This window comes from Acidaminococcus sp. (assembly GCF_050873445.1).
Classification (GTDB): domain Bacteria; phylum Bacillota; class Negativicutes; order Acidaminococcales; family Acidaminococcaceae; genus Acidaminococcus.
On sequence record NZ_JBNMIU010000034.1, the window covers coordinates 1 to 24516 of the forward strand.

At 49.9% G+C, this 24516-nt stretch carries 31 protein-coding genes; 30 read left to right on the forward strand and 1 reads right to left on the reverse strand.

From position 1 onward, the window contains the following. Window positions 1-91 precede the first annotated feature (91 nt). On the reverse strand, window positions 92-916 hold the full coding sequence (locus ACR0QW_RS06975) for a DUF4352 domain-containing protein (protein WP_432642984.1): 825 nt from the start codon (window positions 914-916) through the stop codon (window positions 92-94). Window positions 917-1044: 128 nt separating this feature from the next. On the opposite strand from ACR0QW_RS06975, the gene ACR0QW_RS06980 reads away from it, so the two are divergent. From ACR0QW_RS06980 to ACR0QW_RS07125, 30 genes are all read left to right on the forward strand, one after another. Beyond that, the gene (locus ACR0QW_RS06980; protein WP_432642985.1) at window positions 1045-1833 is read left to right on the forward strand and encodes a phage distal tail protein; all 789 of its coding nucleotides are present in this window, start codon (window positions 1045-1047) and stop codon (window positions 1831-1833) included. Further along, window positions 1830-3074 carry an XkdQ/YqbQ family protein gene (locus tag ACR0QW_RS06985; RefSeq protein WP_432642986.1) on the forward strand — a complete coding sequence of 415 codons (1245 nt, stop codon included), beginning with the start codon at window positions 1830-1832 and terminating at the stop codon, window positions 3072-3074. Before ACR0QW_RS06980 ends, ACR0QW_RS06985 begins: the two co-directional genes overlap by 4 nt. Beyond that, a complete protein-coding gene (locus ACR0QW_RS06990; protein WP_279002262.1) occupies window positions 3074-3718 on the forward strand; it encodes a hypothetical protein in 645 nt (214 codons plus the stop codon). The genes ACR0QW_RS06985 and ACR0QW_RS06990 overlap by 1 nt, the downstream gene beginning before the upstream one ends. A 1-nt stretch (window position 3719) precedes the next feature. After that, window positions 3720-4055 (forward strand): hypothetical protein, encoded by a 336-nt coding sequence (locus ACR0QW_RS06995; RefSeq protein ID WP_279002261.1) that lies wholly within the window; start codon window positions 3720-3722, stop codon window positions 4053-4055. After that, window positions 4048-5547, forward strand: a complete 1500-nt coding sequence (locus ACR0QW_RS07000) for a hypothetical protein (protein WP_432642987.1) — start codon at window positions 4048-4050, stop codon at window positions 5545-5547. The genes ACR0QW_RS06995 and ACR0QW_RS07000 overlap by 8 nt, the downstream gene beginning before the upstream one ends. Further along, complete coding sequence (locus tag ACR0QW_RS07005; RefSeq protein WP_432642988.1) at window positions 5544-6665, forward strand: radical SAM protein; 1122 nt, start codon at window positions 5544-5546, stop codon at window positions 6663-6665. Before ACR0QW_RS07000 ends, ACR0QW_RS07005 begins: the two co-directional genes overlap by 4 nt. Next, window positions 6640-7002 (forward strand): hypothetical protein, encoded by a 363-nt coding sequence (locus ACR0QW_RS07010; protein WP_416182054.1) that lies wholly within the window; start codon window positions 6640-6642, stop codon window positions 7000-7002. The genes ACR0QW_RS07005 and ACR0QW_RS07010 overlap by 26 nt, the downstream gene beginning before the upstream one ends. Further along, window positions 7002-7373, forward strand: a complete 372-nt coding sequence (locus ACR0QW_RS07015; protein WP_432642989.1) for a hypothetical protein — start codon at window positions 7002-7004, stop codon at window positions 7371-7373. The genes ACR0QW_RS07010 and ACR0QW_RS07015 overlap by 1 nt, the downstream gene beginning before the upstream one ends. Window positions 7374-7387: 14 nt before the next feature. Beyond that, window positions 7388-7795 carry a hypothetical protein gene (locus ACR0QW_RS07020; RefSeq protein WP_432642990.1) on the forward strand — a complete coding sequence of 136 codons (408 nt, stop codon included), beginning with the start codon at window positions 7388-7390 and terminating at the stop codon, window positions 7793-7795. Beyond that, window positions 7789-8619, forward strand: a complete 831-nt coding sequence (locus ACR0QW_RS07025) for a hypothetical protein (RefSeq protein ID WP_432642991.1) — start codon at window positions 7789-7791, stop codon at window positions 8617-8619. Before ACR0QW_RS07020 ends, ACR0QW_RS07025 begins: the two co-directional genes overlap by 7 nt. Before the next feature lies 1 nt (window position 8620). Continuing rightward, entirely contained in the window at window positions 8621-9583 is a 963-nt protein-coding gene (locus ACR0QW_RS07030; RefSeq protein WP_432642992.1) for a radical SAM protein, read from the forward strand. Beyond that, complete coding sequence (locus ACR0QW_RS07035; RefSeq protein WP_432642993.1) at window positions 9580-10230, forward strand: hypothetical protein; 651 nt, start codon at window positions 9580-9582, stop codon at window positions 10228-10230. The genes ACR0QW_RS07030 and ACR0QW_RS07035 overlap by 4 nt, the downstream gene beginning before the upstream one ends. Before the next feature lie 24 nt (window positions 10231-10254). Then, entirely contained in the window at window positions 10255-10551 is a 297-nt protein-coding gene (locus tag ACR0QW_RS07040) for a hypothetical protein (protein WP_432642994.1), read from the forward strand. After that, complete coding sequence (locus tag ACR0QW_RS07045; RefSeq protein ID WP_012938482.1) at window positions 10536-10850, forward strand: hypothetical protein; 315 nt, start codon at window positions 10536-10538, stop codon at window positions 10848-10850. Before ACR0QW_RS07040 ends, ACR0QW_RS07045 begins: the two co-directional genes overlap by 16 nt. After that, on the forward strand, window positions 10847-11401 hold the full coding sequence (locus ACR0QW_RS07050) for an N-acetylmuramoyl-L-alanine amidase family protein (RefSeq protein ID WP_432642995.1): 555 nt from the start codon (window positions 10847-10849) through the stop codon (window positions 11399-11401). Before ACR0QW_RS07045 ends, ACR0QW_RS07050 begins: the two co-directional genes overlap by 4 nt. Window positions 11402-11618: 217 nt before the next feature. After that, on the forward strand, window positions 11619-11951 hold the full coding sequence (locus ACR0QW_RS07055) for a peptidase M24 (protein WP_432642996.1): 333 nt from the start codon (window positions 11619-11621) through the stop codon (window positions 11949-11951). A gap of 162 nt (window positions 11952-12113) precedes the next feature. After that, entirely contained in the window at window positions 12114-12782 is a 669-nt protein-coding gene (locus ACR0QW_RS07060) for an ATP-grasp domain-containing protein (RefSeq protein ID WP_014128893.1), read from the forward strand. 223 nt (window positions 12783-13005) lie between these two features. Next, window positions 13006-13221, forward strand: a complete 216-nt coding sequence (locus ACR0QW_RS07065; protein ID WP_014128892.1) for a helix-turn-helix domain-containing protein — start codon at window positions 13006-13008, stop codon at window positions 13219-13221. 210 nt (window positions 13222-13431) lie between these two features. Continuing rightward, entirely contained in the window at window positions 13432-14151 is a 720-nt protein-coding gene (locus ACR0QW_RS07070) for a BglII/BstYI family type II restriction endonuclease (RefSeq protein WP_014128891.1), read from the forward strand. 47 nt (window positions 14152-14198) lie between these two features. Beyond that, window positions 14199-15515: a DNA adenine methylase gene (locus tag ACR0QW_RS07075; RefSeq protein WP_427797579.1), complete on the forward strand. Its 1317-nt coding sequence runs from the start codon at window positions 14199-14201 to the stop codon at window positions 15513-15515. A 410-nt stretch (window positions 15516-15925) separates the two neighbouring features. Continuing rightward, window positions 15926-16117: a hypothetical protein gene (locus tag ACR0QW_RS07080; RefSeq protein WP_045172472.1), complete on the forward strand. Its 192-nt coding sequence runs from the start codon at window positions 15926-15928 to the stop codon at window positions 16115-16117. 1 nt (window position 16118) lies between these two features. Further along, window positions 16119-16430 carry an rRNA biogenesis protein rrp5 gene (locus ACR0QW_RS07085; protein WP_432642997.1) on the forward strand — a complete coding sequence of 104 codons (312 nt, stop codon included), beginning with the start codon at window positions 16119-16121 and terminating at the stop codon, window positions 16428-16430. Further along, window positions 16420-17550, forward strand: a complete 1131-nt coding sequence (locus tag ACR0QW_RS07090; RefSeq protein WP_432642998.1) for a DUF2800 domain-containing protein — start codon at window positions 16420-16422, stop codon at window positions 17548-17550. Before ACR0QW_RS07085 ends, ACR0QW_RS07090 begins: the two co-directional genes overlap by 11 nt. Window positions 17551-17563: 13 nt before the next feature. Then, window positions 17564-18127 (forward strand): DUF2815 family protein, encoded by a 564-nt coding sequence (locus ACR0QW_RS07095; protein WP_105325846.1) that lies wholly within the window; start codon window positions 17564-17566, stop codon window positions 18125-18127. A 12-nt stretch (window positions 18128-18139) separates the two neighbouring features. Then, window positions 18140-18328, forward strand: coding sequence for a hypothetical protein (locus ACR0QW_RS07100; protein WP_014128884.1), 189 nt, complete (start codon window positions 18140-18142; stop codon window positions 18326-18328). A gap of 60 nt (window positions 18329-18388) precedes the next feature. Beyond that, a complete protein-coding gene (locus ACR0QW_RS07105) occupies window positions 18389-20377 on the forward strand; it encodes a DNA polymerase (protein WP_432642999.1) in 1989 nt (662 codons plus the stop codon). Window positions 20378-20433: 56 nt separating this feature from the next. After that, window positions 20434-20841 (forward strand): terminase gpP N-terminus-related DNA-binding protein, encoded by a 408-nt coding sequence (locus tag ACR0QW_RS07110; RefSeq protein WP_432643000.1) that lies wholly within the window; start codon window positions 20434-20436, stop codon window positions 20839-20841. Beyond that, entirely contained in the window at window positions 20831-21007 is a 177-nt protein-coding gene (locus ACR0QW_RS07115; RefSeq protein ID WP_432643001.1) for an SHOCT domain-containing protein, read from the forward strand. Before ACR0QW_RS07110 ends, ACR0QW_RS07115 begins: the two co-directional genes overlap by 11 nt. A gap of 43 nt (window positions 21008-21050) precedes the next feature. Then, complete coding sequence (locus tag ACR0QW_RS07120; protein WP_432643002.1) at window positions 21051-22814, forward strand: recombinase family protein; 1764 nt, start codon at window positions 21051-21053, stop codon at window positions 22812-22814. Further along, complete coding sequence (locus ACR0QW_RS07125; RefSeq protein ID WP_432643003.1) at window positions 22799-24376, forward strand: recombinase family protein; 1578 nt, start codon at window positions 22799-22801, stop codon at window positions 24374-24376. The genes ACR0QW_RS07120 and ACR0QW_RS07125 overlap by 16 nt, the downstream gene beginning before the upstream one ends. The last annotated feature ends 140 nt before the right edge of the window (window positions 24377-24516 follow it).

Genomic DNA, 24516 nt, shown 5'->3' on the forward strand with positions numbered 1-24516 from the left:
TATGAAGTCCCCTTCCTATGTAATACGGTTATTTTACTGTTTCAACAATGGTTATCTTTCGCGAAACTTGTTTAAAATAGTACTTTCTTTGTCATTCACCTAACTTAACAGGCGATGCTGTCCCAATACTTTCTCTCGGTAGTAGGAGAAGGTTATTAAGTTCAACATTTTTAGGAATGTCAAAAATATATATTATTCCTTGAGCGGATAAGCCAGGATTAATTCGAGATAAATACCAAGGTGTTTGGTATGACCTGGTTGCTAAGCGATATGCCAGTATAGCTTCATTATCCATTCGATAAATCTGACCATTTGTTTTGTTAAGGATTACAAAGAAGTTGTTAGAACCAGGTTGCCTTGAAGTTTGACCATTATTTTTTTCATCCATTGTCACATAGATATATTTCCCAGCGGCTTGTTTGTTACCTGCACTGTTTTGAGTTTCTACCTTGGTGATTTTATAAGACCAATCGGCAAAAGATACTTCTTTGTTTAAACCAACAATCTCATTCTTAGCTGGAAAACTAGCGATAAAATTGCCTTCGTAAACTGTAGGTTGGCCATTATGTTTATACGTGCGTTTACCTTGGCCATTTAATAAATCATTTGAATAAGTGCCTTCTTCGCTTTGACCTATTCCTTTCCATACTTTTTTACCTTTACCTTCCATATGGCCATCTTTAAATTGTCCCTCATATGTCCATTCTATGCCTTCACTACTTTTAGTAGTAAAAGATCCTTTACCATTTGGGGTGTTTTGGTCATTTACTTCGCCTGTATAAGTACCGGCTCTATCACCATATGCTAGATGTAATGTGATTTGTTGATTGTTTACTTTTTTGGGACCGCCACAGCCTGAAATGATTAGTAACGACAGAATTGAAAGTAAAAACATACTAAAATGTTTTGCCTTCATGTGAATCACAACCTTTCATCTAGTGTAATTTTTTATTATCATACCATAATTTAAATAGTTAAACAATTCTATCAGTATGAAATTTAAAGAATCATAATGGATTCACAAATAACGGAGAGGTGCATAACATGAAATTTCCGGAACGAAAAGAAGGGGAGCAGGGGCTCACCATCATCAAAGACGGGGTGGAATACAAGCTGCCGGTCCATTGGAGCCTTACGGACAGCGGCAGCTATACCTTCCGGAGCAAGCTCCAGTCCCGAGCCTTTGCCCATGGCAGTGATGCGGTGGGGGATGGGAAGATTGACGGCCGGACCCTTCAGGTGGAATTTTCCATGGAGGGAGCTACCGAAGAAGATCATGACGAAGTGCTGAACGAGGCCTACACCTTCTTTGGCCAGACGGATTATTCCCTGATGGCGGGAAGACCGGACCGGGTCTACCATGTAGCCTGTTTGTCCAAGATCAAGCACAAGTTTGAGAACGGTTTCAAACAGAGGCGGAGCAACATCACAGTATCCCTGCTTTTGGCAGACCCGTTCCGCTACGAAGCCCAGGAATCCCGGGTGGTGTTCGTCTTTCCCCAGGCCACGGTGCAGGCAGAAATGGTGCTCCACAACCTGGGGAGCGTGGATACGCCTCTCACTTTCCGCTTCATTCCCCTGGACCGGATGACGAACCTTACGGTCTGGCACCAGGAAGCCAAAGAGAAGTTCACCCTGACGGATGCCCTGCTGGTGGCTCCCAAGACCTCCATTGTGAATGGCCGGGAAGGGACAGTCTGGCGGGATAAAGACAACAGCATCAATGCCTTTACGGGTACCTTCCTCCATGCCAAACCGGGAGCCAACCTCTTTCTGTACACAGGAGGAGCGGGCACGGTGGAAATTACCTATACCAACAGGTGGTTTGTATGACGAATTTCATCTTTGGACGGGGCCTGTTCGGCCGGTGGATCTTTGCCGGTCCTACTGGGGCCGGTGAAGGAAACAGCGACCGGGGCAAGGTCCATGAGTACTATCCCGGCCAGTTCGTGGTCTATGCCTACAAAAAGGACGGGATTCGGACGGCTATTTTTGACGGGGGCAGCGAGGCCAATGCCCTGAATGAAGTGACCTTTGAAATCACCAGCACCGGCTGTGGCCAGTGCCAGATGACCTTTTACCGGCAGCCGGATAACGCCCAGCTGGACTATATGCAGCGCATCGACATCCACCTGTACGGAGACCGGAAACCCTGGTACAGCGGGTACATCATCAGCCGGCCTATTGAAGGGACTACGGATACCAAGTTCGTGTACAAAGGCTATGGTTTCTACAACCGGCTGGAGAATGTGATGCTCTGGAAGACCTATGAGAATACGGACGTGGGAGATATCGTCCGGGACATTGCCCGCCAGGTGGAACGGCAGACCTTGCAGGTGGTCTACAACGACAGCAAGATCCAGAGCGTGGGATACCGTCCCACCAAACTGGTCTTTGACGGGGTGACGGTGAAAGAGGCCCTGAATACCCTGGCGGACTTTGCCGTGGATTACGTGTACGGAGTGGATGAATACCGGTGTCTGTACTTTCGCCGCAGAGAGACAGCAGTGAACGAACAGGCCCGTCTTACGGTAGGAAAACACATTACTTCCTACACCCCTTCCTGGGATGTGTCCAAACTGGTGAACTGGGCTCGGATCAAGGGGGGCAGCGTGGACGACCAGGGCGAGCAGTGGCTGTGCGTTGTGGAAGATAAGGAAAGCCAGAACAGCTACGGGGTCCACCAGGCCGTCTGGAACCTGCCGGAAGCCTACGATGCCGCCGATGCCAAAAGGTGGGGCGAAAACCAGATCAGCCAGTACAAAGCACCGGTGAAATCTGCCAAGATCAGCGGGGTAAGGCTGGAGTATCCCTATCCGGACGGGACCTTCAACGTCCGACATATGTCTACTGACGGGCTGGCGGAAATCCGAAGGCTGGATGGGAATGCGGATACCTATCCTATCAAGAAGATCAAATACACCCTCTCCGGGGAAATGGGCATCAAGACCGAAATGGAGCTGGGCGAGCCCCAATTTTCCGTGGACCGGTATCTGTCAGAAATCGAACGGCGGTCCAAGGATATCGAGCAGTCCCAGTCTTCGGCCCTGAAACAATGGAAAGGAGGAAGCTGATGGCCATCCATGATTATCGATTCAATCCCTTTGAAAACACCTTTGACATCAAGAAAATCTTCGACGAAACCCACGTGATCCCCAGCAACAGCCCCTATACCATCCGGCTGGCGGAAGTGCCCCAGAAGACTTCTCCCACCACCCTGCAGGTGAAGTTCCAGAACGGAACCCTCCTGACGGAAGTGGCGGAAGAACCGGCCCAGGGGCAATACTGGCCGGACTACCTCACCACAGAGCATGGTATCGAGGGCTGGAATACCGGGACGTTGAAATTTTCTGCAGCCGATGCGGGGAAGACCGTCCTTGTGACCTATAACGGGATGGGGACCCTGACGGACGACCGGCTCATCGACCAGGTGGAGATTGCCGTCACGTCCAGCACCCAAGCGGATAAGGATGCCAGGGTAGTCAGCCTGAATTCCTGGGATGTGGAAACAGGACCTACATCGGCACCGGGACTCCAGTCCATCCAGTCCGCGTACCATATCCGGAAACACCGGGGTATCCCGGCAGGAACCTACACGCTCCGGCGCATCCTGCAGGAACTGGTGAACCGATCTCATACGGAAGAATACTGGAAAGAAAATTCCCAGTGCAACTGCAATTGTAACTGTGACTGCAGCGATGATTCGGGAGGAGGCTAAGATGCTGGTCATTGACGAAAACAAGAATATCCAGGTATCCCAATACGATACCTTTTCCATCCGGTTCCGGTTTAGCAACTACAAGCTGACCAATGCGGACAAAGTGGTCTTTGCCATCAAGAAGACCACGAACTCTTCCGAAGTAGTGTATACGGATACCTTTTACAATCCCAACAACAACTTCGTGGATGTGGTGGTGCCCAAGGGAGCTCTGGATTCCCTGGAGCCTGGAGCATACATCTACGACCTGGCGATCATGAACAGCGAGACGGAACGGATCCTCACCTGTTTCTTTACCAAATCTTTCATCATCAAGGGGGTGGCCCATAATGTCTGATGCGTCCAATGTGGAAGTGACGCTGACCGTCCAAAATAACACGGAAGTGGAACTGGGAGACGTGGCGGATAGTTATGCCGCGGATCAGGCTCGGGAATACAAAAACAAAGCCGGAGAATATGCGGAAAATGCCCTGAACAGCCAGAACATGGCGGAAGCCTGGGCGGAAAGCGACAGCCCTCCCGCCGGGGAAGGAACCCGATCTTCTAAAGTCTGGGCAGATACAGCCCGGCAGTGGGCGGAGAGTGATACCAATCCGGACGGGATTGCAAATGCCCGGTCCAGCAAGACATGGGCAGCAACCGCACGGGCCTGGGCAGAAAGTACTGGAAACCCGGACGGGATTGCCGGAGCCAAGTCCGCCAAGACCTGGGCAGAAGCCTCTTCCAAAAGTGCTGCCGAAGCATCCGCCAGCGCCAAGGCCGCGGACACCAGTGCCAAAGCCTCTGCCAGCAGTGCAACGGCAGCTAAAGCCTCCCAGGAAGAGGCCGCCACCCAGGCCACCATGGCCAGGCAAAGTGCCGAGAGTGCCGCCGAGAAACTGGCTCAGATGCAGATCAATCTGAAGGTGAAGGCGAACGTGGACAGCCCGGTCCTCACAGGGACTCCGGCAGCTCCGACTCCTGCAGCAAACGCCCAAAGTACCCAAATCGCCAACGTGGCCTATGTGAAGCAGAAAATTGCAGAGTTGGTGAATGGCTCCGATGCCTCCCTGGATACCCTGAAGGAACTGGCGGATGCCCTGGGGAACGATCCGAACTTTGCCACCACCATCATGACGGCCATAGGGAAAAAGCTGGATGCTGCCGCAACGGCCCAGGCGGCCCTGGCAGATGGGAAAGGGAACAACATCGCAGAGACCTACGCCACCAAGGCAGAACTGACCGGGGAAACCGGGACCCTTGCGACGGTGGCCAAAACCGGCAGCTATACGGATCTGCTGAACAGACCGGTGATCCCGGATAAGACCAGCCAGCTGACCAACGACAGCCGGTTTGTGGCTACGGATGCGGACGGGAATGTGACCCTGACGGGTACCCTGACCGCCACCAAAGTCTACAACGCGGTCTATAACGACTATGCCGAATTCTTTCCCCGGGGCGGAGACACCCAGCGGGGAGACATTATCGCTTTGGACGAAACAACCAATAAGGAGCAATACGTCAAGGCCACTGCCGGCAGCCTGTGTGTGGTGGGAGTCCATACGGAAGATTTCGCTTCCATCATCGGCGGCCGGACCCTTTCTCCGGGGGACGACATCCTGAAAGTGAACCTCCCTACGTATATCCCCGTAGCCCTGGCCGGCCGTGTGCCTGTCCGGATGTATGGGAAAGCCAAGAAAGGCGGATGGGTGATCCCTTCCGAAATGCCGGGAGTGGGCCGGATGGCCCTTTCGGGCGAAAGTCTTACCCAGGCGGTGGGACAGATCGTGAAGGACGATACCGCAGAAAACGTGCGGCTGGTGAAGATCATCGTAAGGAGTGGAAGATGAAATATTTAAAACGGAACATTAACACGGTATTCCTCATGCTGGGGAATTCCTGCAATATGAACTGTGCTTACTGTCTGCAGCATCCTCTGGTGCATAAGCCTCTGACCCGGGAGGTCAACCCAGAAATCTACGACTTCCTGGAAAAGATTTCTCAAGAAAACTCCCGGCCCCTCCACCTGCAGTTCTACGGCGGGGAGCCTCTGTTGTACTTTGGCACCATCCAGGAAGTGGTGGCTGCTGTTAAGAAACGCAAATTGAACATGACCTTTGGGATCATTACCAATGGCCGGGCCCTCACGGATGAAATGGTCCGTTTTTTTAATGCCCGGAATTTTACGGTCTGTGTGTCCTGGGACGGGCCTCACGTGAGGGAAACCCGGGGATACGATGTGTTTTCCGTGCCGGAAACCCGGGAACGGATCCTGGCCCTGGGACATCTCTGTCTTTCTGCCGTCCTTTCCGCCAAAGCCTATCCCCGAGAAGTGCTTCAGGCATTCCAGAAGATTTCGGAGGAGTACAGTGCCATCCATGGGTACCAGATTGCCGTGAACCTGGACGAGATCATGGATACGGGCCTTCCGAAGAAGAATCTGCTGGACATAGACTACAGCCGGGTGAAGCGGGAGATGACGGCCATGGCCCTCCAGTTCCTGGACGGCTTTGGGAAACGGGTCCCCCCGGATCGGTACACGGAAGAAGCCTACATCCGTCAGCTTTTTGGATCCCTGAAGGATTTCTACCTGACGGGAAAAGGCAAGTGGGACCGGTACACGGCGGCCTGCGGGAACGGCCTCACGGTACTGAACCTGGATCTCCAGGGCAATCTGTATCCCTGCCACAACACCTCCCGGAAGGCCGGCACCATCCATGACGGGTACTTCAGTTACTTGCAGCGGATCCTTGCTGGGGACCACACCCATGAGTATCGAAAAGAGTGCCTGTCCTGTACAGCTCTCGCCTTCTGTCAGGGCGGCTGCAAGCTGGTGGGGGACAAAGCCCGGAAGGAATCCTACTGCCGGCTCAAGCGGGCCGTTTTCACTCCGGTCCTGATAGCCATCCAGCAGTACGGGCAGAAGCTATTGGAGAAGAACCATGGCAAAGAACGGAACCATCAATAAAACTGCTTTTACAGATACGGCTGCTCTTGGGGATACCAGCGAGCTCAAAGTAAAGGCCATTCATGTGACGGAACTGCAGACGGCCCTGGAACAGCTCACTGCCTACGCGGTCAACGTGGACAATTGTGGGAACTGCGTGTATTGCCAAACTTGCCAGGGCTGCCAGACCTGCCAGGGATGCCAGAGCACAAAATGCCAGTCCAGTTCCTGCCAAACCTGTCAGAGCATCAGCCAGTGCAGTTCGAGAAACTGCACCTGCCAGACAAGAGGGCAATGTGACTGCAACTGCAGTGGCGGCAACTGTAACTGTTCGGATGATTCGGGAGGAGGGCCATAATGGCAAGCCAGAACGAGATTGTGTGGAAAAAGGACCTGACGGACATCCAATCGGATCTGGAAACCCTTGCCACAAAGACAAAGATTTCCATCGACCTTTCCTCGATGAACTATGACAAGGTGAAGAAAATCAACGTGGCAGCCCTGGAAACAGCGGTGAACAAACTAGAGGAGGGCTTTTCGGGAAACTGTTGCCAGGCCAACTGCTGCCAGACTTGTCAGGGGTGCCAGTCTTGCCAGACATGCCAGGGATGCCAAAAATGCCAGACCTGTCAAGGGTGCCAAACCTGCCAGGGATGCCAGAAATGCCAGTATTACATGACCCAGAACTGCAATTGCGACTGCAACTGCAATTGCTCGGATGACAGCTAAAGGAGGAATAACTTATGATCATTGCAAAAGGAAACGTAAGTACGGCGGAAGGGCCTGTGCCGGTAGAGAATCTAAAGCCAGGAATGCTGGTGGATCGGGGCCATCGGGCAAGAAACTTGCTGAAAATAGAACAGGTCCAGCTCCATCAGACACTCCATTTTGAGCGGAACAAAGACCTGGTCCTGGCGGGGAACAGCCTTCTTTTCACCCTTACTGGGTTGCGAAGCGCCATCTCCCTCAAAGGCGTGCGGAAGGCTATGAATGGACGAATCCAGATGCTCTTTGAAGGGAGAAAGATGCAGGAGGATGTGATGAAAATCAAAAAGGAAGAAGTCACCGGGTATCGACTGACCATCGAGGGTGGCAAGGATGTCCTGGTCAATGGGTACGATGTAGCGGACAAGGAGGAAGGGGTATGCTGAAGATCTATTACAACGAGGAATCCAATGCTGACTACCTGATCCACCTGACTCTCCGGGGCGATTACTGCAAGGCGGAATGCACCAGCAACAGCGAAAGCCGGAAGGGAGCGGATGTGATCGAGACCATGCATCCTTACAGTTCCTACGTTCTTACAGAAGGAAACGGGACCGTGAAACTGTTCCGCCGTCCCATGGCCTCGGACTACCGGTTCCTTGACCTTAACCGGCTGGGAGTATCCATCAAGCTGGACTTTGCCGTCTTGACCCAGCTTTATGGAAATACCACCATCCTCGATATCGATACGGGCATCATGGCGGAAGACCAGCGGGATATTGTGGTGCGGATGTTCAACGGGCAGAAGGAGAATCTGACCATTGACACGGATCAGGAATACGAGCTGCTGCCCTTCAGCACCAGCGACCTGATCCTGGGGGATCATCCCCGGATGACCTTGTGGGACAGCTACAGCCTTTCCGCTGGGGACCGGGAACTGATGGCCAACCGGAAAGGATACCTGATTGATGGAGATCCGGAAGAACCCTTCACCCCGGAAGGTGATAAGGATTATATCGATTTTACCATCCAAAAGTACAAAGGAGATTTCTCTACGAAGGAGAAGCTAACCCGGGATATTGATGACGAAGAAGTCTTTGTAGAATCTTCTGCCGGCCTTGTGAACAACAGACGGGTAAGGCTTGTAAAGGGAACGGGCAGTTTCCGCCTGTATCCCTTTGGGTACGAAGGCCCGGTGAAGATTAAGCTGGGGAGAAAGTGGTACGAGGTGTGGAACGACTATCTGGTGTTTGTTGGAAGGCAGGGGTAATATGCAAAAAAACAAGATGGATTTGCCGACACAGGTTCAAATCACCCTTTATTTAGGTAGCCAGTGCAATCTCCACTGTGCCTACTGCCACCGGGAGGCTTCGGATGGGGAAGGGGGCATTTCAGAAGAATTTCTGGCAAAATTGAAACGGAATCCTCCTAGAGCCATCAAGTTCATGGGAGGGGAACCTCTGCTTTACATGAAGGAGATCCGGAAAGTGGTGGAAGCAGTGCCCCAGGCGAAGTTTGCGGTCAGCACCAACGGCATCGGCATCGAAAAGCACCTGGATTATTTCCGGGAGCATTACTTCCAAATCTGCATCAGCTATGATGGGGCAGAAAGGGACCTGAGGGGGTATGATCCTTTCACCGATCTATTGGATTACCCGGACCTGGCGGTTTCCACCACCCTGTACCATGGGAATACGGACCTGGGAGCCATTATGGCAAAGTTCCGGGAGAAGGAGAAAGTCATCGGACGGAACCTGTCCTTCTTCCCGCATCTCATGCATGTAACCAACGAGACCAACCGGAAGTATGCTCTGACCCGGGAGGACTATGATTCCATCCTGGAACAGTACAAGAAGTATGTGGGGTTGTATCTGTCCCGGTTCCGGAGGTTCGGCATCCGGGACAAGCGGTATGAAGGACTTTACCAAACCCTGGAACGGCGCAGGGAGGTTCAGTACATTTACGGAGAAACCTACTGCAGCAACCGGACCATCCGGAAGGTGGATGCCAAAGGACGGCAGTATCCGTGTCTTTATATCCGCCGCCAGGGGCTTTCCGATAACTGGTTGAAGGAACAGCAGGATCTCCTGGATGCCTTGAGTCCCGAATGCCGCCAGTGCTCTGTTTACGGCATGTGCGGCGGGGCCTGTATCGTCAGCCAGGAGCATGCTCAGGAGTGCCGGTTCTACAAGGCCCTCTACACCTGGTTCCAGAAGGAAGTGAACCGGCCATGAACCATCTCTTTATCTTCCCGGAGGCGGTGCAGACGGAGGATACCATTGGGCTGGACATGGAAGGAAGCCGGCTGAGCTTTTTCTGCAACGGGAAACGGGTGGCCATCAACCTGGATGCCCTTGGGAGCGGGTCCTCCACGGTAATTCTGAAGAACCCCGTCACGGGATTCGTTTACCCTTTGTTCAACTTCCGGGAGATCCTCCAGGTGATGGATCTGGGGCCCCAGGAGCTGCTGCGGACCTTGAGTCTGTGTTCCTTTGTGCAGATCGACAAGTCCGGGAAGGATACCTTTATGAAGGTGTTCCTGCCCAAGGGCCAGCCGGAGTTAAAGAGCTATACCCACGATTTCTCCCGTTTTCCCCATGTGGCCATGGCAGACCTGCACAAACTGGACCGGGCCTTTAGCTGGACTGTGCATCATGTGAAGGCCTGGATCCATTACAGCCGGATCGAGGGGAGCCTGGTGTTTGAATGCTCTGCCTTCTGGAAGGAACCCGTCTACGTAAGCCACGCCGGCCAGACCCAGGAGCTGACCCAAGGGGAGAACTGGTTCTCCTTTGCCTGGAGTCCTACAGAAGATGTGTACTGCGGTCCCAAGTGCGGACGGTATAAAGGACGGGCACTTCATCTAACACCCGGCTGCTAGTTCACCAGAAAGGAGGGAACCACCATGGATTTCATCAGCTACACCTTTGTGAACGCAGTGATCAGTGCTCTGGCCGTGTTCGGGTGCTGGCTCATCCTGCGTCCCCAGAAAATCGAGAACCAGGCGCTCCATAAGAGCATCGACAATAATACCAAGGCCCTGGAAGATTTGACAGGACTGATCAATGAAATGCGGGTGGCCCAGGCGGGCATCGAGACCAATATCGACAACCTGTGGCACCGGTACAAGGACCTGAAGGGAGAAGTGGACCGCATCCACGATCACAGTAATCTGGGGAATCCGCCATGTTTGAAAAAGTAAAAGGGATACTGACTAAAGGCCTGGATGCGGTGAAAGCACGCCTGAACCAATTCCAGCAGCCCATCAAATGGATCGTCATAGGGTATCTTGTGACGGTCTTTCTTTTTGTGCTTTCCTACTATGGCTTCTGGCTGTATCTGGCGGTGACGGGGAAAATCCAGCTGCCGGATCTTCTGGCCATGGTGCGGGAACTGGTCGGGCCTGCCATGGTGGGGTTTGTCACCTTCATTGCAGGCTGCTTTGTGGATCTTGACGGGAACGGCATCCCGGACCACTTTGAAAAGGAGGAGAAGAAATGAAGATTTTTATCAATCCAGGGCATATGCCCGGTGTGGACAGCGGGGCTGTCAATGACAAATACGGCGTCACGGAAGCCGGTATCGTGAAGGAAATCGGGGCAGGAGTCCAGCAGTACCTGAACCGGGTGGGTTATGACTGCCTGCTGGTCCAGTCCGACAACCTCTGCGGGGAATCCCCCAACTATACCAATATCTGCGCTAGCGCCAACGGCTGGAAGGCGGACATCTTCATCTCCATCCACTGCAATGCAGCAGTAGCAGAAGAAGCCCAGGGGACGGAAACCCTGGTGTACAGCGAGGACAGCACGGAAGCCTGCACCCTGGCCGAATGCATCCAGAACCAGATTGTCAGGAGCCTGGGAACCGTGGACCGGGGTGTGAAGGAACGGCCGGGGCTGGCGGTGCTCCGGGAGACGGATATGCCGGCGGTCCTGGTGGAAACGGCGTTCATCACCAATGAGGAAGATGTACAGCTCCTGATGAACCGGAAGGACGAATTTGCCCGTGCCATTGCCCGCGGGGTGACGGATTATGTGGCCCAGAAAGGATGAGAGACCATGGACATGTGGCGGATCAGCGATGAATTTCTTCTGGGCTATCTGTTGGGCATCCTGACCGGGGTGCTTCTCTTTACCCTGGTCATCTGAAGAAAGAGGGTGGGGATCATTGAGAAAAAGTGCCTGGTGCTTATTGCTGTGCTTGTTGTTGTCCTTTCCGCAGGTCTCCTGGGCCTCTACGTATACCATAACGGAGGAGGAACTGACCCGGTTGGAAACGAATATCACCGAGCTGCAGACCATCAACATCAGATTACAGAAGGAATCCAGTCAGCAGAAGAAACGCATGGAGGAATTGGAAACGCAATTGACCGAAGCGCAGACCGAATTACAGAAAGCCAGGGAACAGTCCAGTCTGCTCGGGAATCAATTGAAAGAACTGGAGAGGACCTCGATCAGGCAGGAAGAATCCTTGCGGATTGCCAACGAATCCTTAGCCGCGTACGAGAAAGAAAACAATAGAACACAGAAACGGCTGAAGGCCCAGCGGAACCTGGCTTATGGGATAGGGACGGTGCTGCTGGCGGCTTGGGTGCGGAAATGAAGAGAGCCATGGTGGGAAAAATCCTGCCATGGCTTTTTTTTACTGTCGACTTTTTTACCCAGGTCATGTGATATACTGAAAGAAAAGGAAGTGAAGAAAATGAGAGTCTGAATACAGTCACACAAGGGGGAACGGCCTGCCAACAAGAATTTTTTTGAGGCCATGTGCGGTTTTGAAGAAGTGGGGGCTGAAATCTGTTTTTTCCATAATCCCGAGAAAATGCGGGAGGCGGCACCCGCGGATGTTATGGTTGGCTATGTGGATACGGTTCAGCAGCATTTGAAAGAAATGGTTTTTTCTTTTCCCGATTTGGATTATCCCGAGGAGCTGAAATTCTGCCTGGGACGGAAAATCTGGAAATCCACCATCAATACCATCAATTCCCATCCGGAACAGTGGCCTGTATTCGTAAAATCTGTTGCGGATAAAGAAATCACCGGCGTGCTTGTTCAGTCTCCCAAAGACCTGGTGGGACGCGGAAACTGGGAGCACGATGTGCCTGTATGGTGCTCGGAGCCCGTCCGGTTTGTGACGGAGTGGCGCTGTTTTATCCGCTATGGAAGAATCCTGGATGCAAGACATTATCGGGGAACCTGGGAAAAGATGCCGGATCCGGAAATCATCAAAAAAGCTGTGCAGGAGTACAAGACCGCACCGGCCGGGTATTCTCTGGATTTTGGCCTGACGGATACCGGGAAGACTTTGCTCATCGAAGTCAATGACGGATATGCCCTAGGGAGTTACGGGCTTTTCTACATCGATTATGCAAAACTTCTGGCAGCCAGGTGGGCAGAATTGACCGGGACGGAGGATGAGTATAAGGATTTTTGACGGGTGTTGGATAGAAAATATGGAGTAAGCCATGGTGGGGAAAATGATCCCCTGACTTTTTTCGTGCATAAAGTGTTTATCTTTTCATAAATTCTCGTTTGTATGAAGAATATTCATGTATATGTGAAGAATTTCATTGTAACATACAGTTTAAAATGTTATACTATAAAAATAAGTACACTATTTTTTTTTTTTTTTTTTAGCTTAATTTAACGGGGGCAAGATGAAAATAAGTTACAAAAAATTATGGAAGCTTTTGATCGATAAGGAAATGAAAAAGAAGGATCTTCAAGCAGCTGCGGGTATTAGTTGGGCATCTGTAACGAAACTTTCAAAAGGCGAGTCAGTAAGCATGGAAGTACTTATAAAAGTCTGTAAAACACTGGAATGTAATATCGGGGATATTATGGATCTGATTCCGACAAAAGAAGACAAGTAGTTGAATGGAGGCAGATTTAGTTATCTGTAGGTTAGCAGAAAATTCATTCTTACATTCAGAAATAATTAATAGTAATCAAGGAACTTAAAGTAAGTGGAATGAAGAAATTATTGTAAATAAACTTGATGACCTGGTACAAATAATATGTGATTACAATAAATGGCTTACAAAACAACTTGATTCAAGAAGTATAGGAGAAATGTCGTATTCTTGAATTGGTATAACAACGAAAGTGATGGGAAGTTATTTGCTGGGGTAAAGAAAGGAATTGCAATGATGAATACTTTGAATAAATATTTTCCGGCTGACATTTTAGAGAAATATGAGATATACAGCTATTACCATGCTGCTGAAATTCTTTCTGCTGCGTACCCGAATGAATTTCATGAACTCATCGATGCTCTTAGGAATGTTGATATATCTATTGATGATATTCTTGAGGCTGGAGGTAATGAATCTGCTATTCCTCCGAAATTTAAAAAAGTATTGTTTCCTAAAGGGTGGGCAGAGACTCGTGTACATGGCGACTTACATATTGAACTTACCATAAGGTCAGGGGAAGAAGAGAATAGGTCATTTGTGCTACAAGATTACGTAAACGGCTATAATATTGATTTTTTTAAGAATAAAATTGCTCTTGATACTGAATGGAATAGCAAGGATCAAACATTTGATAGAGATCTTATGGCCATGAGGACATACTATGAATTCAATATTATTTCGATGGGGATTATTATAACCCGTGGTACTGAGCTAAAAACTTTCCCAAAACATTATGGATTGAATAAATATGGTGCGAGTACAACTTGGATGGGGAAATTAACATATAGACTTGATAGTCGAAGGTCAGGAGGTTGTCCGATACTGGCAATTGGTATTACACCTCGTTGCATTCGAGGATATCAGCCGGATAACTTGACTTCTGATTGATTAAGAGTGATATATACAAGAAAATATGGAAAGGAATAAGTATTTTAATGAATTTACGGAAAGACTTCCCCAGTGTAACAAAATACATGGGCTCCAAAACGGATGTTCTGGACTTGATTGAAAAGGGAATTAATTATTTCGAGGGTGAACATTCCTGGATATGTGATCTATTTGCTGGTTCAGCTACATTGTCTGGAGCTCTTAGAAATAAAGCAAATATCATATCAAATGATATACAGCAATATTCAGCAGTATTTGCGAGTACTTATCTTAGCAATTATAATTGGGACGAGTACGCTGATATTTCAGTGATAACAGAAAAAGCGACAGAACGAGTTAATTTGTTTATGCAAAGATACTCTGAATATGCGGAGAAGTTCAAGTATGATAGAGAGTTTTCCTTACTTGAATTCAACGAAATGGAAAGTAGCGAGAGGGAATTGATTAAGGAAAGATCCTTTAGCTCTTTCGACAATTATTATCTTTTTACGCAAAATTATTCTGGAACTTACTGGAGTTTTGAGCAATGCGTTTGGATTGACTCATACAGGAAGGTTATAGATGAATACAGACAAAATGAGCCATTCTATAATCTATTGCTTACCTGTTTGATTTATGCGATGGCTTATAATTCACAGAGCACTGGCCATTATGCACAATATCGAATTCCAGAGACAGATTCATCAAAAGAAGATATTCTTATTTACAGAAGAAAAAATATTACAGATTTCTTCATTAGAAAATATGCTGAATTTAAGGATTTCTTGTTAAATGAAAATCAATACACATTTAGGACTAGCGCTGAAACGGATATAGAGTGTTTAAAAGGGCTGCCTCAGGGTAGCTTAGTTTACGCTGATCCACCCTACTGTTTTGTTCACTATTCACGATTTTATCATATCCTCGAAACACTAGTACGTTATGACTACCCAAAGATAAAGTATAAAGGAAGATACAGAGATGACCGGTATCAGTCTGAATATTGTATTAAGACCCAGGTGTCTGATGCATTTGAACAAATGTTTTCCGGTATTCGCAATCGTCAATCAGATATGATTTTAAGTTATACAAATAGCGAAACTAACACTATAGATTTCTCTGAGTTGCTTAAAATTTGTTGCGAAACATTTAATCCTGGATTAATTTCTTCTGAAATTCACAATTTGAGTCTTGAAAGAAGTAATGAGTTCTTTCAAGATAAAAGTGCCGAAATGGTGAAAGTCTTAGTTTCAGAAGACGTCAGAAAAAAGCTGGAATATGAAATTGCCATGATTAAAAAACCATATAATCATAGCAGAATGGGAAGAACTAAAACAAAAACCATTCCAGTAACCGAGGTTGTGATCATAGCTAAACACCTTTAATTCTTTGCAAACGAACAATAGAAGCTAGTTTAAGGAAGATTATCTATATCTCCGACTTCGACAAAAGTGCTAACGGAATTTCCCACAGATGAAAGCCCTGAGATAGAAGACCATATAGTGGTTTCACTGAAGGATATAAAAAGAATCATTTATGTAGCGTAGAAATTCCACCTTCGAGAATGCAGGATGTAAGAGGAACGTCCAAGTGACGGGCCTCTTATTTTTTTGTCTCAAATTCAATCATAATAAAGCTTAGCCGTCATGGGAGCTACACCAGCTTCTCATGCCGGCTTTTTGTATGCTTGAAAAATTTTTAAAAGATTTTTGAGGAAACCGTCAGAAAAGCCACTCTCCCAAGGCTAAAGAGTGGAGGGGAAAACGATACCAACCCTCAGGAAGGAGGAAAAGCCATGAAAGAGCGACTCAGCATCAGCGTTTCAGCGGCAAAGGGTGGTGGGCATATCGCGGCCGTGCGGTCTGTGTCCGTGCGGGAACGGGTCCTGCGGTTCCTGCTGGGCGGGAAGGAAAAAGTAACCATCATCGTACCAGGTGACTCTGTAGAGGAACTGGCCATCAGAGAACTTAACGAAGGAGGAAACTAAGGTGACGAAGGACAAGTTAGAAAATCTTGCAAACGAACTGGCCAACTGTACAAAGGCCCTGCTGCGGATTGTAGAAGCTCTGGAAAATGGGATGGAAAGTAGACTGGAAGAAACGGAAAAAGTAATTCCGGAGCGGAAGGCCCTTTCCTTTGAAGAAGTCCGGAAAGCGGCGGCTGACAAGTCCCGCCAGGGATTCACGGCAGAAGTGAAAGCCCTCATTGAAAAATATGGGGCAGAAAAACTCTCCCGTGTAAAGCCGGAAGACTACGAGGCCTTTATGAAGGAATTGGAGGGGATCAGCCATGCCGGATAAACAGCATGCGATTCTTTCCGCCTCGTCTAGCCACCGCTGGCTTGTCTGCCCGCCTTCCGCTTTGGAGTGTGCGAAGTGGCCGGACACCACAAGCGACTTTGCCCGGGAGGGTACGGATGCCCATACCCTTTGCGAATACAAGGTGAAGGAAGCCCTGGGCAGGAAGGCTCAGAATCCTACGGGGACCCTCGACTATTACAACGAGGAGATGGCCGAATGCACGGACGATTATGCCCAATTCGTCATGGAGCGGCTTGCGGAAGCAAAGAAAGAGTGCAAGGATCCCATCGTCCTTGTAGAACAGCGGTTGGACTTCTCGAAATGGGTTCCGGACGGGTTCGGTACAGGAGACTGTGTCATTGTGGCGGACGATACCCTGACCGTCATCGACTACAAGCACGGGCTTGGTGTGGAAGTCAGTGCGGAGAAGAATCCCCAGATGATGTGCTATGCCCTGGGGGCACTGGACCTCTTCGACGGGATTTACGATATCCAAAGGGTCTCCATGACCATCTTCCAGCCAAGACGGGACAATGTCAGTACCTACGAAATGACTAAAGGCGACTTGCTCCAATGGGCGGAGAAAGTCCTCAAACCCACGGCTGCTCTGGCGGCTAAAGGCGAAGGGGAGTACAAAGCCGGTGAGCACTGCCGGTTCTGCAAGATCAGGGCCACCTGCCGGAAACGGGCAGAGTATAACCTGGAACTTGCCAGGTACGACTTCGCCATGCCGTCCACTCTCTGTGACGCAGAAGTGGAAGCAGTGCTGGAAAAGGCCGATGACCTCGTAGCCTGGGTGGGAGATATTAAGGAATATGCCTTGCAGCAGGCTCTTTCCGGTAAGGCATGGGCTGGCTGGAAACTGGTGGAAGGGCGCTCCAATCGCCGTTATGTAGATGACGATGCGGTAGCCGCCAAAGTGGAAGAAGCCGGATACTCTCCCTACGAAAAGAAACTCATGGGCATCACGGCCCTGACCCGCCTTCTGGGGAAACGGAGGTTTGATGAACTTCTGTCCGGCCTCATTGAAAAGCCCCAAGGCAAACCGGTCTTGGTACCGGAATCGGACAAACGCCCGGCTATGCATACCGCAGCAGAAGATTTTAGCAGTGAAAATTAAGGAGGAACGAACAATGAAACATTATGTAAACCCTTGCAAAGTCATTACCGGAGCAAATACCCGCTGGTCCTACGCCAACGTCTGGGAACCCAAATCCATCAACGGAGGAACCCCCAAGTACAGCGTGAGCCTCATCATCCCCAAGTCTGATACGAAGACCGTGGAAAAGGTGAAAGCGGCTATCCAAGCAGCCTATGAGGAAGGGCAGGGCAAGCTCAAAGGAAACGGCCGCATCGTGCCGAAGCTGGAAACCATCAAGAACCCGCTCCGTGACGGAGATCTGGAACGGCCTGGGGATGATACCTACAAGGACAGCTACTTCATTAATGCCAATTCTGCCACAAAGCCCGGCATCGTAGATTCTTCCTGCCAGCAGATTCTGGAACGGTCTGAAGTGTACAGCGGGGTCTATGGAAGAGCCTCCATCAACTTCTACGCCTTTAACTCCAACGGCAACAAGGGCATTGCCTGCGGCCTGAACAACCTGCAGAAGATTCGTGATGGGGAACCTCTGGGCGGAAAACCCCGGGCAGAAGACGACTTTGCTACGGCAGACGATGATGATTTCCTGGACTAAGGAGGAACAATAATGGAAAATGTTTTGAAATTGATTCTGGATTGTCTGTACTGTCTGGTTGCCCTGTGTGTTGGCGGCTTCTTTGTGGCCATGATCTACACGGATATCAAAAAGGACCAGCGGGATGAAATTGCGGCCCGGAACCGGGAGGAACGGGAAGCAGAATATCATCGCAAACAGATGGAATCCTTTCGGAAATAAGACGTGGTAAATGGTGGCGGCGGGGCCTTGTGCTTCGCCGCTTTTCTCGAGGTGAAACGTATGAAAACCATCAGTATCGATATTGAAACCTACAGCGATGTGAACTTAGCCAAATGCGGGGTCTATAAATATGCCGAGTCCCCGGATTTTGAAATCCTCCTTTTTGGCTATGCGGTGGATGGAAGAGAGGTGAAAGTAGTCGATCTGGCCCAGGGGGAAACCCTCCCGGAAGAGATTCTGGAGGCACTCACCGATGACTCCATCATCAAATGGGCCTTCAATGCCAATTTCGAACGGGTGTGTCTGTCCCGGTATCTGACGGATTTGGGGAGGAGCCTGGATCCCTTCCATGACCATCATCCGCTTTCTCAGGACTGTGCCCGGTTCCTGAACCCGGCCGGCTGGAAGTGCTCTATGGTCTGGTCCGCCTATATGGGACTGCCCCTTTCCCTGGAAGGAGTGGGGGCCGTGCTGAATCTGGACAATCAGAAGATGAAAGAAGGCCGGGACCTGATCCGTTATTTCTGCGTTCCCTGCAAGGAGACCAAGACCAACGGGGGACGGACCCGGAACCTGCCGAACCATGCCCCGGACAAGTGGAACTTGTTCAAGTCCTACAATAAGCGAGATGTGGAAGTGGAGATGGCCATCCAGGAGAGGCTGCAGACATATCCGGTGCCGGACACGGTATGGGAGGAATACCATCAGGACCAGGAAATCAACGACCGGGGGATTGCCATTGATCTGGAGCTGGCCCGGCAGGCAGTGGCCATGGATGCCAAAAGCCGAGAGAGTCTGATGGCAGCCTTAAAGGAAAAGACCGGCCTGGAGAATCCCAATTCAGTCCTCCAGATGCTGAGATGGCTCGAAGCCCGTGGCCTAAAGTCGGACTCCCTGGGGAAGAAGCAGGTGAAGGAACTATTGAAAACGGCCCAGGAGCCTCTCCGAAGTGTGTTGCAGCTCCGGCAAAAGCTGGCCAAGTCTTCTGTGAAGAAGTACCAGGCCATGGAAATGACCGCCTGTCAGGACGGCAGGGCTCGGGGTATGTTTCAGTTTTACGGGGCAAACCGTACTGGACGGTATGCGGGGCGGCACATTCAAATTCAAAATCTCCCTCAGAACCATCTGCCGGACCTTTCCGAAGCCCGGGAACTGGTGCGGCAAGGAAACTACGGGGCCCTGGATCTGCTCTACGATTCTGTGCCGGATGTGCTGTCTCAGCTGATCCGGACAGCCTTTGTGCCCCGTGAGGGGATGAAGTTTGTGGTCTCGGACTTTTCGGCCATTGAGGCAAGGGTCATTTCCTGGATGGCCGGGGAAAAGTGGAAAGCCGCAGCCTTTGCAGCCGGGAAGGACATCTACTGCTCAACGGCCAGCCAGATGTTTGGAGTGCCCGTGGTGAAACACGGGGTGAACGGGGATTTGCGCCAGAAGGGGAAGATTGCGGAATTGGCCTGTGGCTATGGCGGCTCCGTGGGCGCTTTGAAGGCCATGGGGGCCATGGATATGGGGATCCCGGAAGAGGAACTGGGACCTCTGGTCCAGTCCTGGCGGGCTGCCAATCCCCACATCGTGGATTTCTGGTGGCAGGTGGATGGGGCTGTGAAAACCGCCATCAAAAAGAGGATCCCTGTCCAGGTCAACAATCTCCGGTTCCTTTGCAAGAGCGGCATGCTGTTCATCGAACTCCCCAGCGGACGGCGTCTTTCCTATGTGAAGCCTCGGATCGGGGAGAATAAATTCGGCGGGGAATCCGTGACCTATGAAGGCATCGGAGCCACCAAGAAGTGGGAGCGGCTGGAAAGTTATGGGCCCAAGTTCGTGGAAAATATCGTCCAGGGAACGGCCAGGGATATTCTTTGCTATGCCATGCAGACCCTGCGGCACTGTGCTATTGTAGGCCACGTCCACGATGAACTGATCATCGAGTGCCGCAAGGACGTAAGCGTGGATGCCATCTGCCAGCAGATGGGAAGGACCCCACCCTGGGCGGAAGGTCTGATCCTCCGGGCGGATGGGTATGAATGTGAGTTTTATCAGAAAGATTGAACGAAACCGTCAGAAAACACCTCCTGCCGTGGCTAGTAAGCAGGAGGTGTTTATTCATGAACGATATGCAGAAAGCACAGATTCGGGAACTGCGGCTCCAGGGATTCGGGTATCGGAAAATCGCCAAAGAAACAGGTATGTCGGAAAATACCGTCAAATCCTACTGCCGCAGACATCCTTTATCCCCCAAGGAGCCGGAAACAGAACAAGCCCATCACTGCCTGCAATGCGGTCAGCCTATTGAGCAGAACGGCAAACGGAAGGAGAAAAAGTTCTGTTCCGATGCCTGCCGGATGGCCTGGTGGAACAGCCATCGGGACAAGGTGAACCATAGAATCGTACGAAAGATGGAATGCCCTTGCTGCCATAAGACATTCACCGTCTACGGGAATGGGCAGCGCAAATACTGCTCCCACACTTGCTATGTAAAAGACAGGTTCGGAGGTGGCCAGGATGGACGATAAGCAGTTGAAGCAGGAGAAGATGTACCTGGCCGCCATGCATTTCATCAGGGGAATGCTCCAGGAGGGCCTGATTACAAAAGCTGAATACGGAAAAGCCGAACGGCAGATCCGGAATAAATATTGTCCTGTGATCGGCCCATTATTAGCAGATATTGACTTGCTATAAATCCGGTTCAGAGTGAGTAATAGTAGCAAAAGGAGTTGATACAATGAAGAAAATCACGCGGGTCAGTCGGCCCATGCCGGCCATCGTGCGGAGAAAAAAAGTGGCAGCCTATGCCCGGGTCTCCGTGGAGTCGGAACGGATGAACCATTCCTTATCGGCTCAGATCAGCTACTATAACGGCCTGATCCAGAAAAACCCGGAATGGGAATTTGCCGGAGTCTACGCAGACGATGGTATCAGCGGAACCACTATCGACAAGCGAAAAGGGTTCAAGCAGATGCTGGCGGACTGTGAAGCAGGAAAGATTGACATTATCCTTACAAAGTCCATTCAGCGCTTTGCCAGGAACACGGTAGACCTTTTAACGACAGTGCGGCATTTGAAAGACCTGGGTATAGAAGTGCGGTTCGAGAAAGAGCATATCCGCTCCCTTACGGGTGACGGCGAACTGATGCTTTCCATCCTGGCATCCTTTGCCCAGGAAGAGAGCCGTTCCATTAGTACAAATGTCAAATGGGGAACCCGAAAACGTTTTGCACAAGGGATTCCTAATGGACGGTTTCGAATCTATGGATACCGTTGGCAGGGAGATCAGCTTGTCCCTGAGCCCAAGGAAGCGTCTGTTGTAAAGCTCATTTATGACAACTTCTTAAAAGGCCTGTCCGCTGAGACCACGGAAAAGCAGCTGGAAGAAATGGGAATCAAATCCTTTAATGGGAAACATTTCGGGAATTCGGCCGTCCGGAGAATTTTAGAGAATATTACTTACACCGGTAATCTATTGTTCCAGAAAGCCTATTCGGCAGACCCCATCACCGGAAAAACCAAAATCAATCATGGAGAACTCCCACAATATTTTGTGGAAAATACACATGAGGCCATTATCCCCATGGAAACCTATAAAAAGGTACAGGAAGAAAGGGAAAGACGGCGGGAACTGGGGGCTTTGGCAAACTGGTCCATCGATACCTGCTGTTTTACCACCAAAATCAGGTGTGGAATCTGCGGGAAGAGTTTTGTGCATATTCGCAGTAAACGGAAAAATAAGGATTGCTGGACCTGTATTTCCCATAAAGAGAGAGGAAGAACCTGCCGTTCTAAGGGAGCTATCCCACAGAAAGTCCTAGTCAAGGAATGCACAGAAGTCCTGGGGCTTTCCGAATTCGATGAAAATGTCTTCCTGAATCAGGTTGATATAATTGTGGTTCCGGAACATCATGTGATGGTGTTTCATATGAAAAATGGAGAGCAGATTACACGGCAATGGGTTTCTACTGCCCGGAAGGACGCATGGACTAGTGAACGCCGGAAGGAATGGGGAGAAAGACATAAGCTAAAAAGCACAAATCCCAACCGAAAAGCATTCAATGAGTTCACAGGCTTCATCAAATGCGGGTACTGTGGAGAAAATTACAGGAGCCAACAAACTACATATTCTGATGGAAAAAAGGAACGGTACTGGCGGTGTGCTGGTATATGTGGCAATGAAGCCATCAAAGACAGTACTATGAAAAAGCTAACTGCTTCTGTGCTGGGACTGGACACTTTCAATGAGGGAAAAATGGATGAATCCCTTGAAAAAGCAGTTGTCCTGAATGGAGAAATAACATTCCATTTTAAAGATGGCCATACGGAAACCAGGCAATATAGAGAAAGAAAACGGGGAACCCGTCATAGCGAAGCGTATCGGGCTTATATGCATGAAATCATGCAATATGCAAAACGCAAGGACCCAGAGGCTAAAAAAATAATGCTTGCGCTGAAAGAAGAATGGAAGAGAGAGGATAATCGATGGCAAAAACAGTAAGAGCGATTCCGGCAACAATCAGCCGTTATACATCATCTCCGATTAATAGTCGGAAGAAAAGGAAAGTAGCAGGGTACGCACGGGTTTCAACAGACCACGATGATCAGATTACCAGCTATGAAGCCCAGGTCGATTATTATACAAACTATATCAAAGGGCGGGATGACTGGGAATTTGTAGGTATCTATACGGATGAAGGAATCTCTGGTACAAATACCCGCCATCGTGATGGATTCAAGCGAATGGTCAATGATGCTCTGGAAGGAAAAATAGACCTGATCATCACAAAGTCCGTTAGCCGCTTTGCCAGAAATACCGTCGATAGCCTTTCTACTATTCGGAAATTAAAAGAACACAAGATAGAGTGCTACTTTGAAAAGGAAAACATCTGGACTTTTGACAGCAAGGGAGAATTGCTCCTGACGATCATGAGTTCCCTGGCCCAGGAAGAAAGTCGGAGCATTTCAGAAAATGTCACCTGGGGGCACAGGAAGCGGTTCGCTGATGGCAAAGTCAGTGTCGCTTACAGCCGTTTCCTGGGATATAAGAAAGGCCCGAACGGCGGGCTCGTAGTTGTACCGGAAGAAGCAACAACGATCAAACTCATCTACAGGCTCTTTTTAGAAGGCCTGGGAATGACGACCATTGCGAAGGAACTGATGACCCGGGGAATCAAGACACCGGGTGAGAAATATAAATGGAGTACAAGTACCATTTCCAGCATCCTTCAGAATGAGAAGTACAAGGGGGATGCCTTACTCCAGAAAAGTTATACGGTAGACTTCCTGACAAAGAAAACGAAACTCAACGAGGGGGAAGTCCCCCAATACTATGTAGAGCATGATCATGAAGCCATCATCGAGCCTCAGACTTTTGAACTGGTGCAGGCAGAACTGAAACGTAGAAGCAAGGCACGGAAGTACTTCAGTGGTACTAGTATCTTTTCCACGAAGATCCAGTGTGCTGAATGCGGAGGGTGGTACGGAGCGAAGGTCTGGCATTCCAATGACAAGTACCGCAGGATCATCTACCAGTGTAATAACAAGTTTCGAAACAAGACGGGGTGCAGCACACCGCATCTGACGGAGGAGGAAATCAAGATGTACTTCGTCCGGGCAATGAACAAGATGATTACAGAGAAGGATGAGATCATCCAAACCATCGAGGACGCTAGGCAGGTGATCTGTGATAACGGAGACCTTCTAACCAAACGGGATGCCATGCAGAAGGAAATCGGCATCCTCGTGGAAATGGCCCAGAACACCGTGGAACGGAACGCACGGGTGGCGCAGAACCAGGAAGAGTACCAGAAACAGTACGATGAAATCATCAGCCGCTATGATGCAATGAAGATTGAGTACGAACAGCTGTGTGAGAAGATTGAAAAGCGCCAGGCTCGGAATGAGCAGCTAGGACGGTTCATCCAGGAACTGAAAGGTCGGGAGAGCCTGCTCACCGAATTTGACCAGTCACTCTGGTGTGCTCTGGTCGATAAGATGGTGGTGAAAGATAAAGAGAATGTCACCGTGGTCTTTCAAGACGGAACGGAAATCAAGGCATAATGGAGAATAGAGACGATCCAGTTCTGTATAATCCAACCTTTCCAGCATATCGTCTAACAACCGCACAGGACATCCTCGGGAAGCAAAATTTCAAAATCCAGTGGCAATACCAGTTGCCTTTCATTGGAAAAACTGGTAAA

Coding starts and splice junctions, on each gene's coding strand:
- ACR0QW_RS07100 (WP_014128884.1), top strand. CDS start 18,140: ATGGAAAATGTTTTGAAATTGATTCTGGATTGTCTGTACTGTCTGGTT.
- ACR0QW_RS06980 (WP_432642985.1), top strand. CDS start 1,045: ATGAAATTTCCGGAACGAAAAGAAGGGGAGCAGGGGCTCACCATCATC.
- ACR0QW_RS06995 (WP_279002261.1), top strand. CDS start 3,720: ATGCTGGTCATTGACGAAAACAAGAATATCCAGGTATCCCAATACGAT.
- ACR0QW_RS07120 (WP_432643002.1), top strand. CDS start 21,051: ATGAAGAAAATCACGCGGGTCAGTCGGCCCATGCCGGCCATCGTGCGG.
- ACR0QW_RS06975 (WP_432642984.1), bottom strand. CDS start 916: ATGAAGGCAAAACATTTTAGTATGTTTTTACTTTCAATTCTGTCGTTA.
- ACR0QW_RS07110 (WP_432643000.1), top strand. CDS start 20,434: ATGAACGATATGCAGAAAGCACAGATTCGGGAACTGCGGCTCCAGGGA.
- ACR0QW_RS06990 (WP_279002262.1), top strand. CDS start 3,074: ATGGCCATCCATGATTATCGATTCAATCCCTTTGAAAACACCTTTGAC.
- ACR0QW_RS07040 (WP_432642994.1), top strand. CDS start 10,255: ATGGATTTCATCAGCTACACCTTTGTGAACGCAGTGATCAGTGCTCTG.
- ACR0QW_RS07075 (WP_427797579.1), top strand. CDS start 14,199: ATGAATTTACGGAAAGACTTCCCCAGTGTAACAAAATACATGGGCTCC.
- ACR0QW_RS07090 (WP_432642998.1), top strand. CDS start 16,420: ATGCCGGATAAACAGCATGCGATTCTTTCCGCCTCGTCTAGCCACCGC.
- ACR0QW_RS07065 (WP_014128892.1), top strand. CDS start 13,006: ATGAAAATAAGTTACAAAAAATTATGGAAGCTTTTGATCGATAAGGAA.
- ACR0QW_RS07015 (WP_432642989.1), top strand. CDS start 7,002: ATGGCAAGCCAGAACGAGATTGTGTGGAAAAAGGACCTGACGGACATC.
- ACR0QW_RS07020 (WP_432642990.1), top strand. CDS start 7,388: ATGATCATTGCAAAAGGAAACGTAAGTACGGCGGAAGGGCCTGTGCCG.
- ACR0QW_RS07115 (WP_432643001.1), top strand. CDS start 20,831: ATGGACGATAAGCAGTTGAAGCAGGAGAAGATGTACCTGGCCGCCATG.
- ACR0QW_RS07045 (WP_012938482.1), top strand. CDS start 10,536: ATGTTTGAAAAAGTAAAAGGGATACTGACTAAAGGCCTGGATGCGGTG.
- ACR0QW_RS07000 (WP_432642987.1), top strand. CDS start 4,048: ATGTCTGATGCGTCCAATGTGGAAGTGACGCTGACCGTCCAAAATAAC.
- ACR0QW_RS07105 (WP_432642999.1), top strand. CDS start 18,389: ATGAAAACCATCAGTATCGATATTGAAACCTACAGCGATGTGAACTTA.
- ACR0QW_RS07010 (WP_416182054.1), top strand. CDS start 6,640: ATGGCAAAGAACGGAACCATCAATAAAACTGCTTTTACAGATACGGCT.
- ACR0QW_RS06985 (WP_432642986.1), top strand. CDS start 1,830: ATGACGAATTTCATCTTTGGACGGGGCCTGTTCGGCCGGTGGATCTTT.
- ACR0QW_RS07050 (WP_432642995.1), top strand. CDS start 10,847: ATGAAGATTTTTATCAATCCAGGGCATATGCCCGGTGTGGACAGCGGG.
- ACR0QW_RS07035 (WP_432642993.1), top strand. CDS start 9,580: ATGAACCATCTCTTTATCTTCCCGGAGGCGGTGCAGACGGAGGATACC.
- ACR0QW_RS07125 (WP_432643003.1), top strand. CDS start 22,799: ATGGCAAAAACAGTAAGAGCGATTCCGGCAACAATCAGCCGTTATACA.
- ACR0QW_RS07025 (WP_432642991.1), top strand. CDS start 7,789: ATGCTGAAGATCTATTACAACGAGGAATCCAATGCTGACTACCTGATC.
- ACR0QW_RS07095 (WP_105325846.1), top strand. CDS start 17,564: ATGAAACATTATGTAAACCCTTGCAAAGTCATTACCGGAGCAAATACC.
- ACR0QW_RS07005 (WP_432642988.1), top strand. CDS start 5,544: ATGAAATATTTAAAACGGAACATTAACACGGTATTCCTCATGCTGGGG.
- ACR0QW_RS07080 (WP_045172472.1), top strand. CDS start 15,926: ATGAAAGAGCGACTCAGCATCAGCGTTTCAGCGGCAAAGGGTGGTGGG.
- ACR0QW_RS07030 (WP_432642992.1), top strand. CDS start 8,621: ATGCAAAAAAACAAGATGGATTTGCCGACACAGGTTCAAATCACCCTT.
- ACR0QW_RS07060 (WP_014128893.1), top strand. CDS start 12,114: ATGTGCGGTTTTGAAGAAGTGGGGGCTGAAATCTGTTTTTTCCATAAT.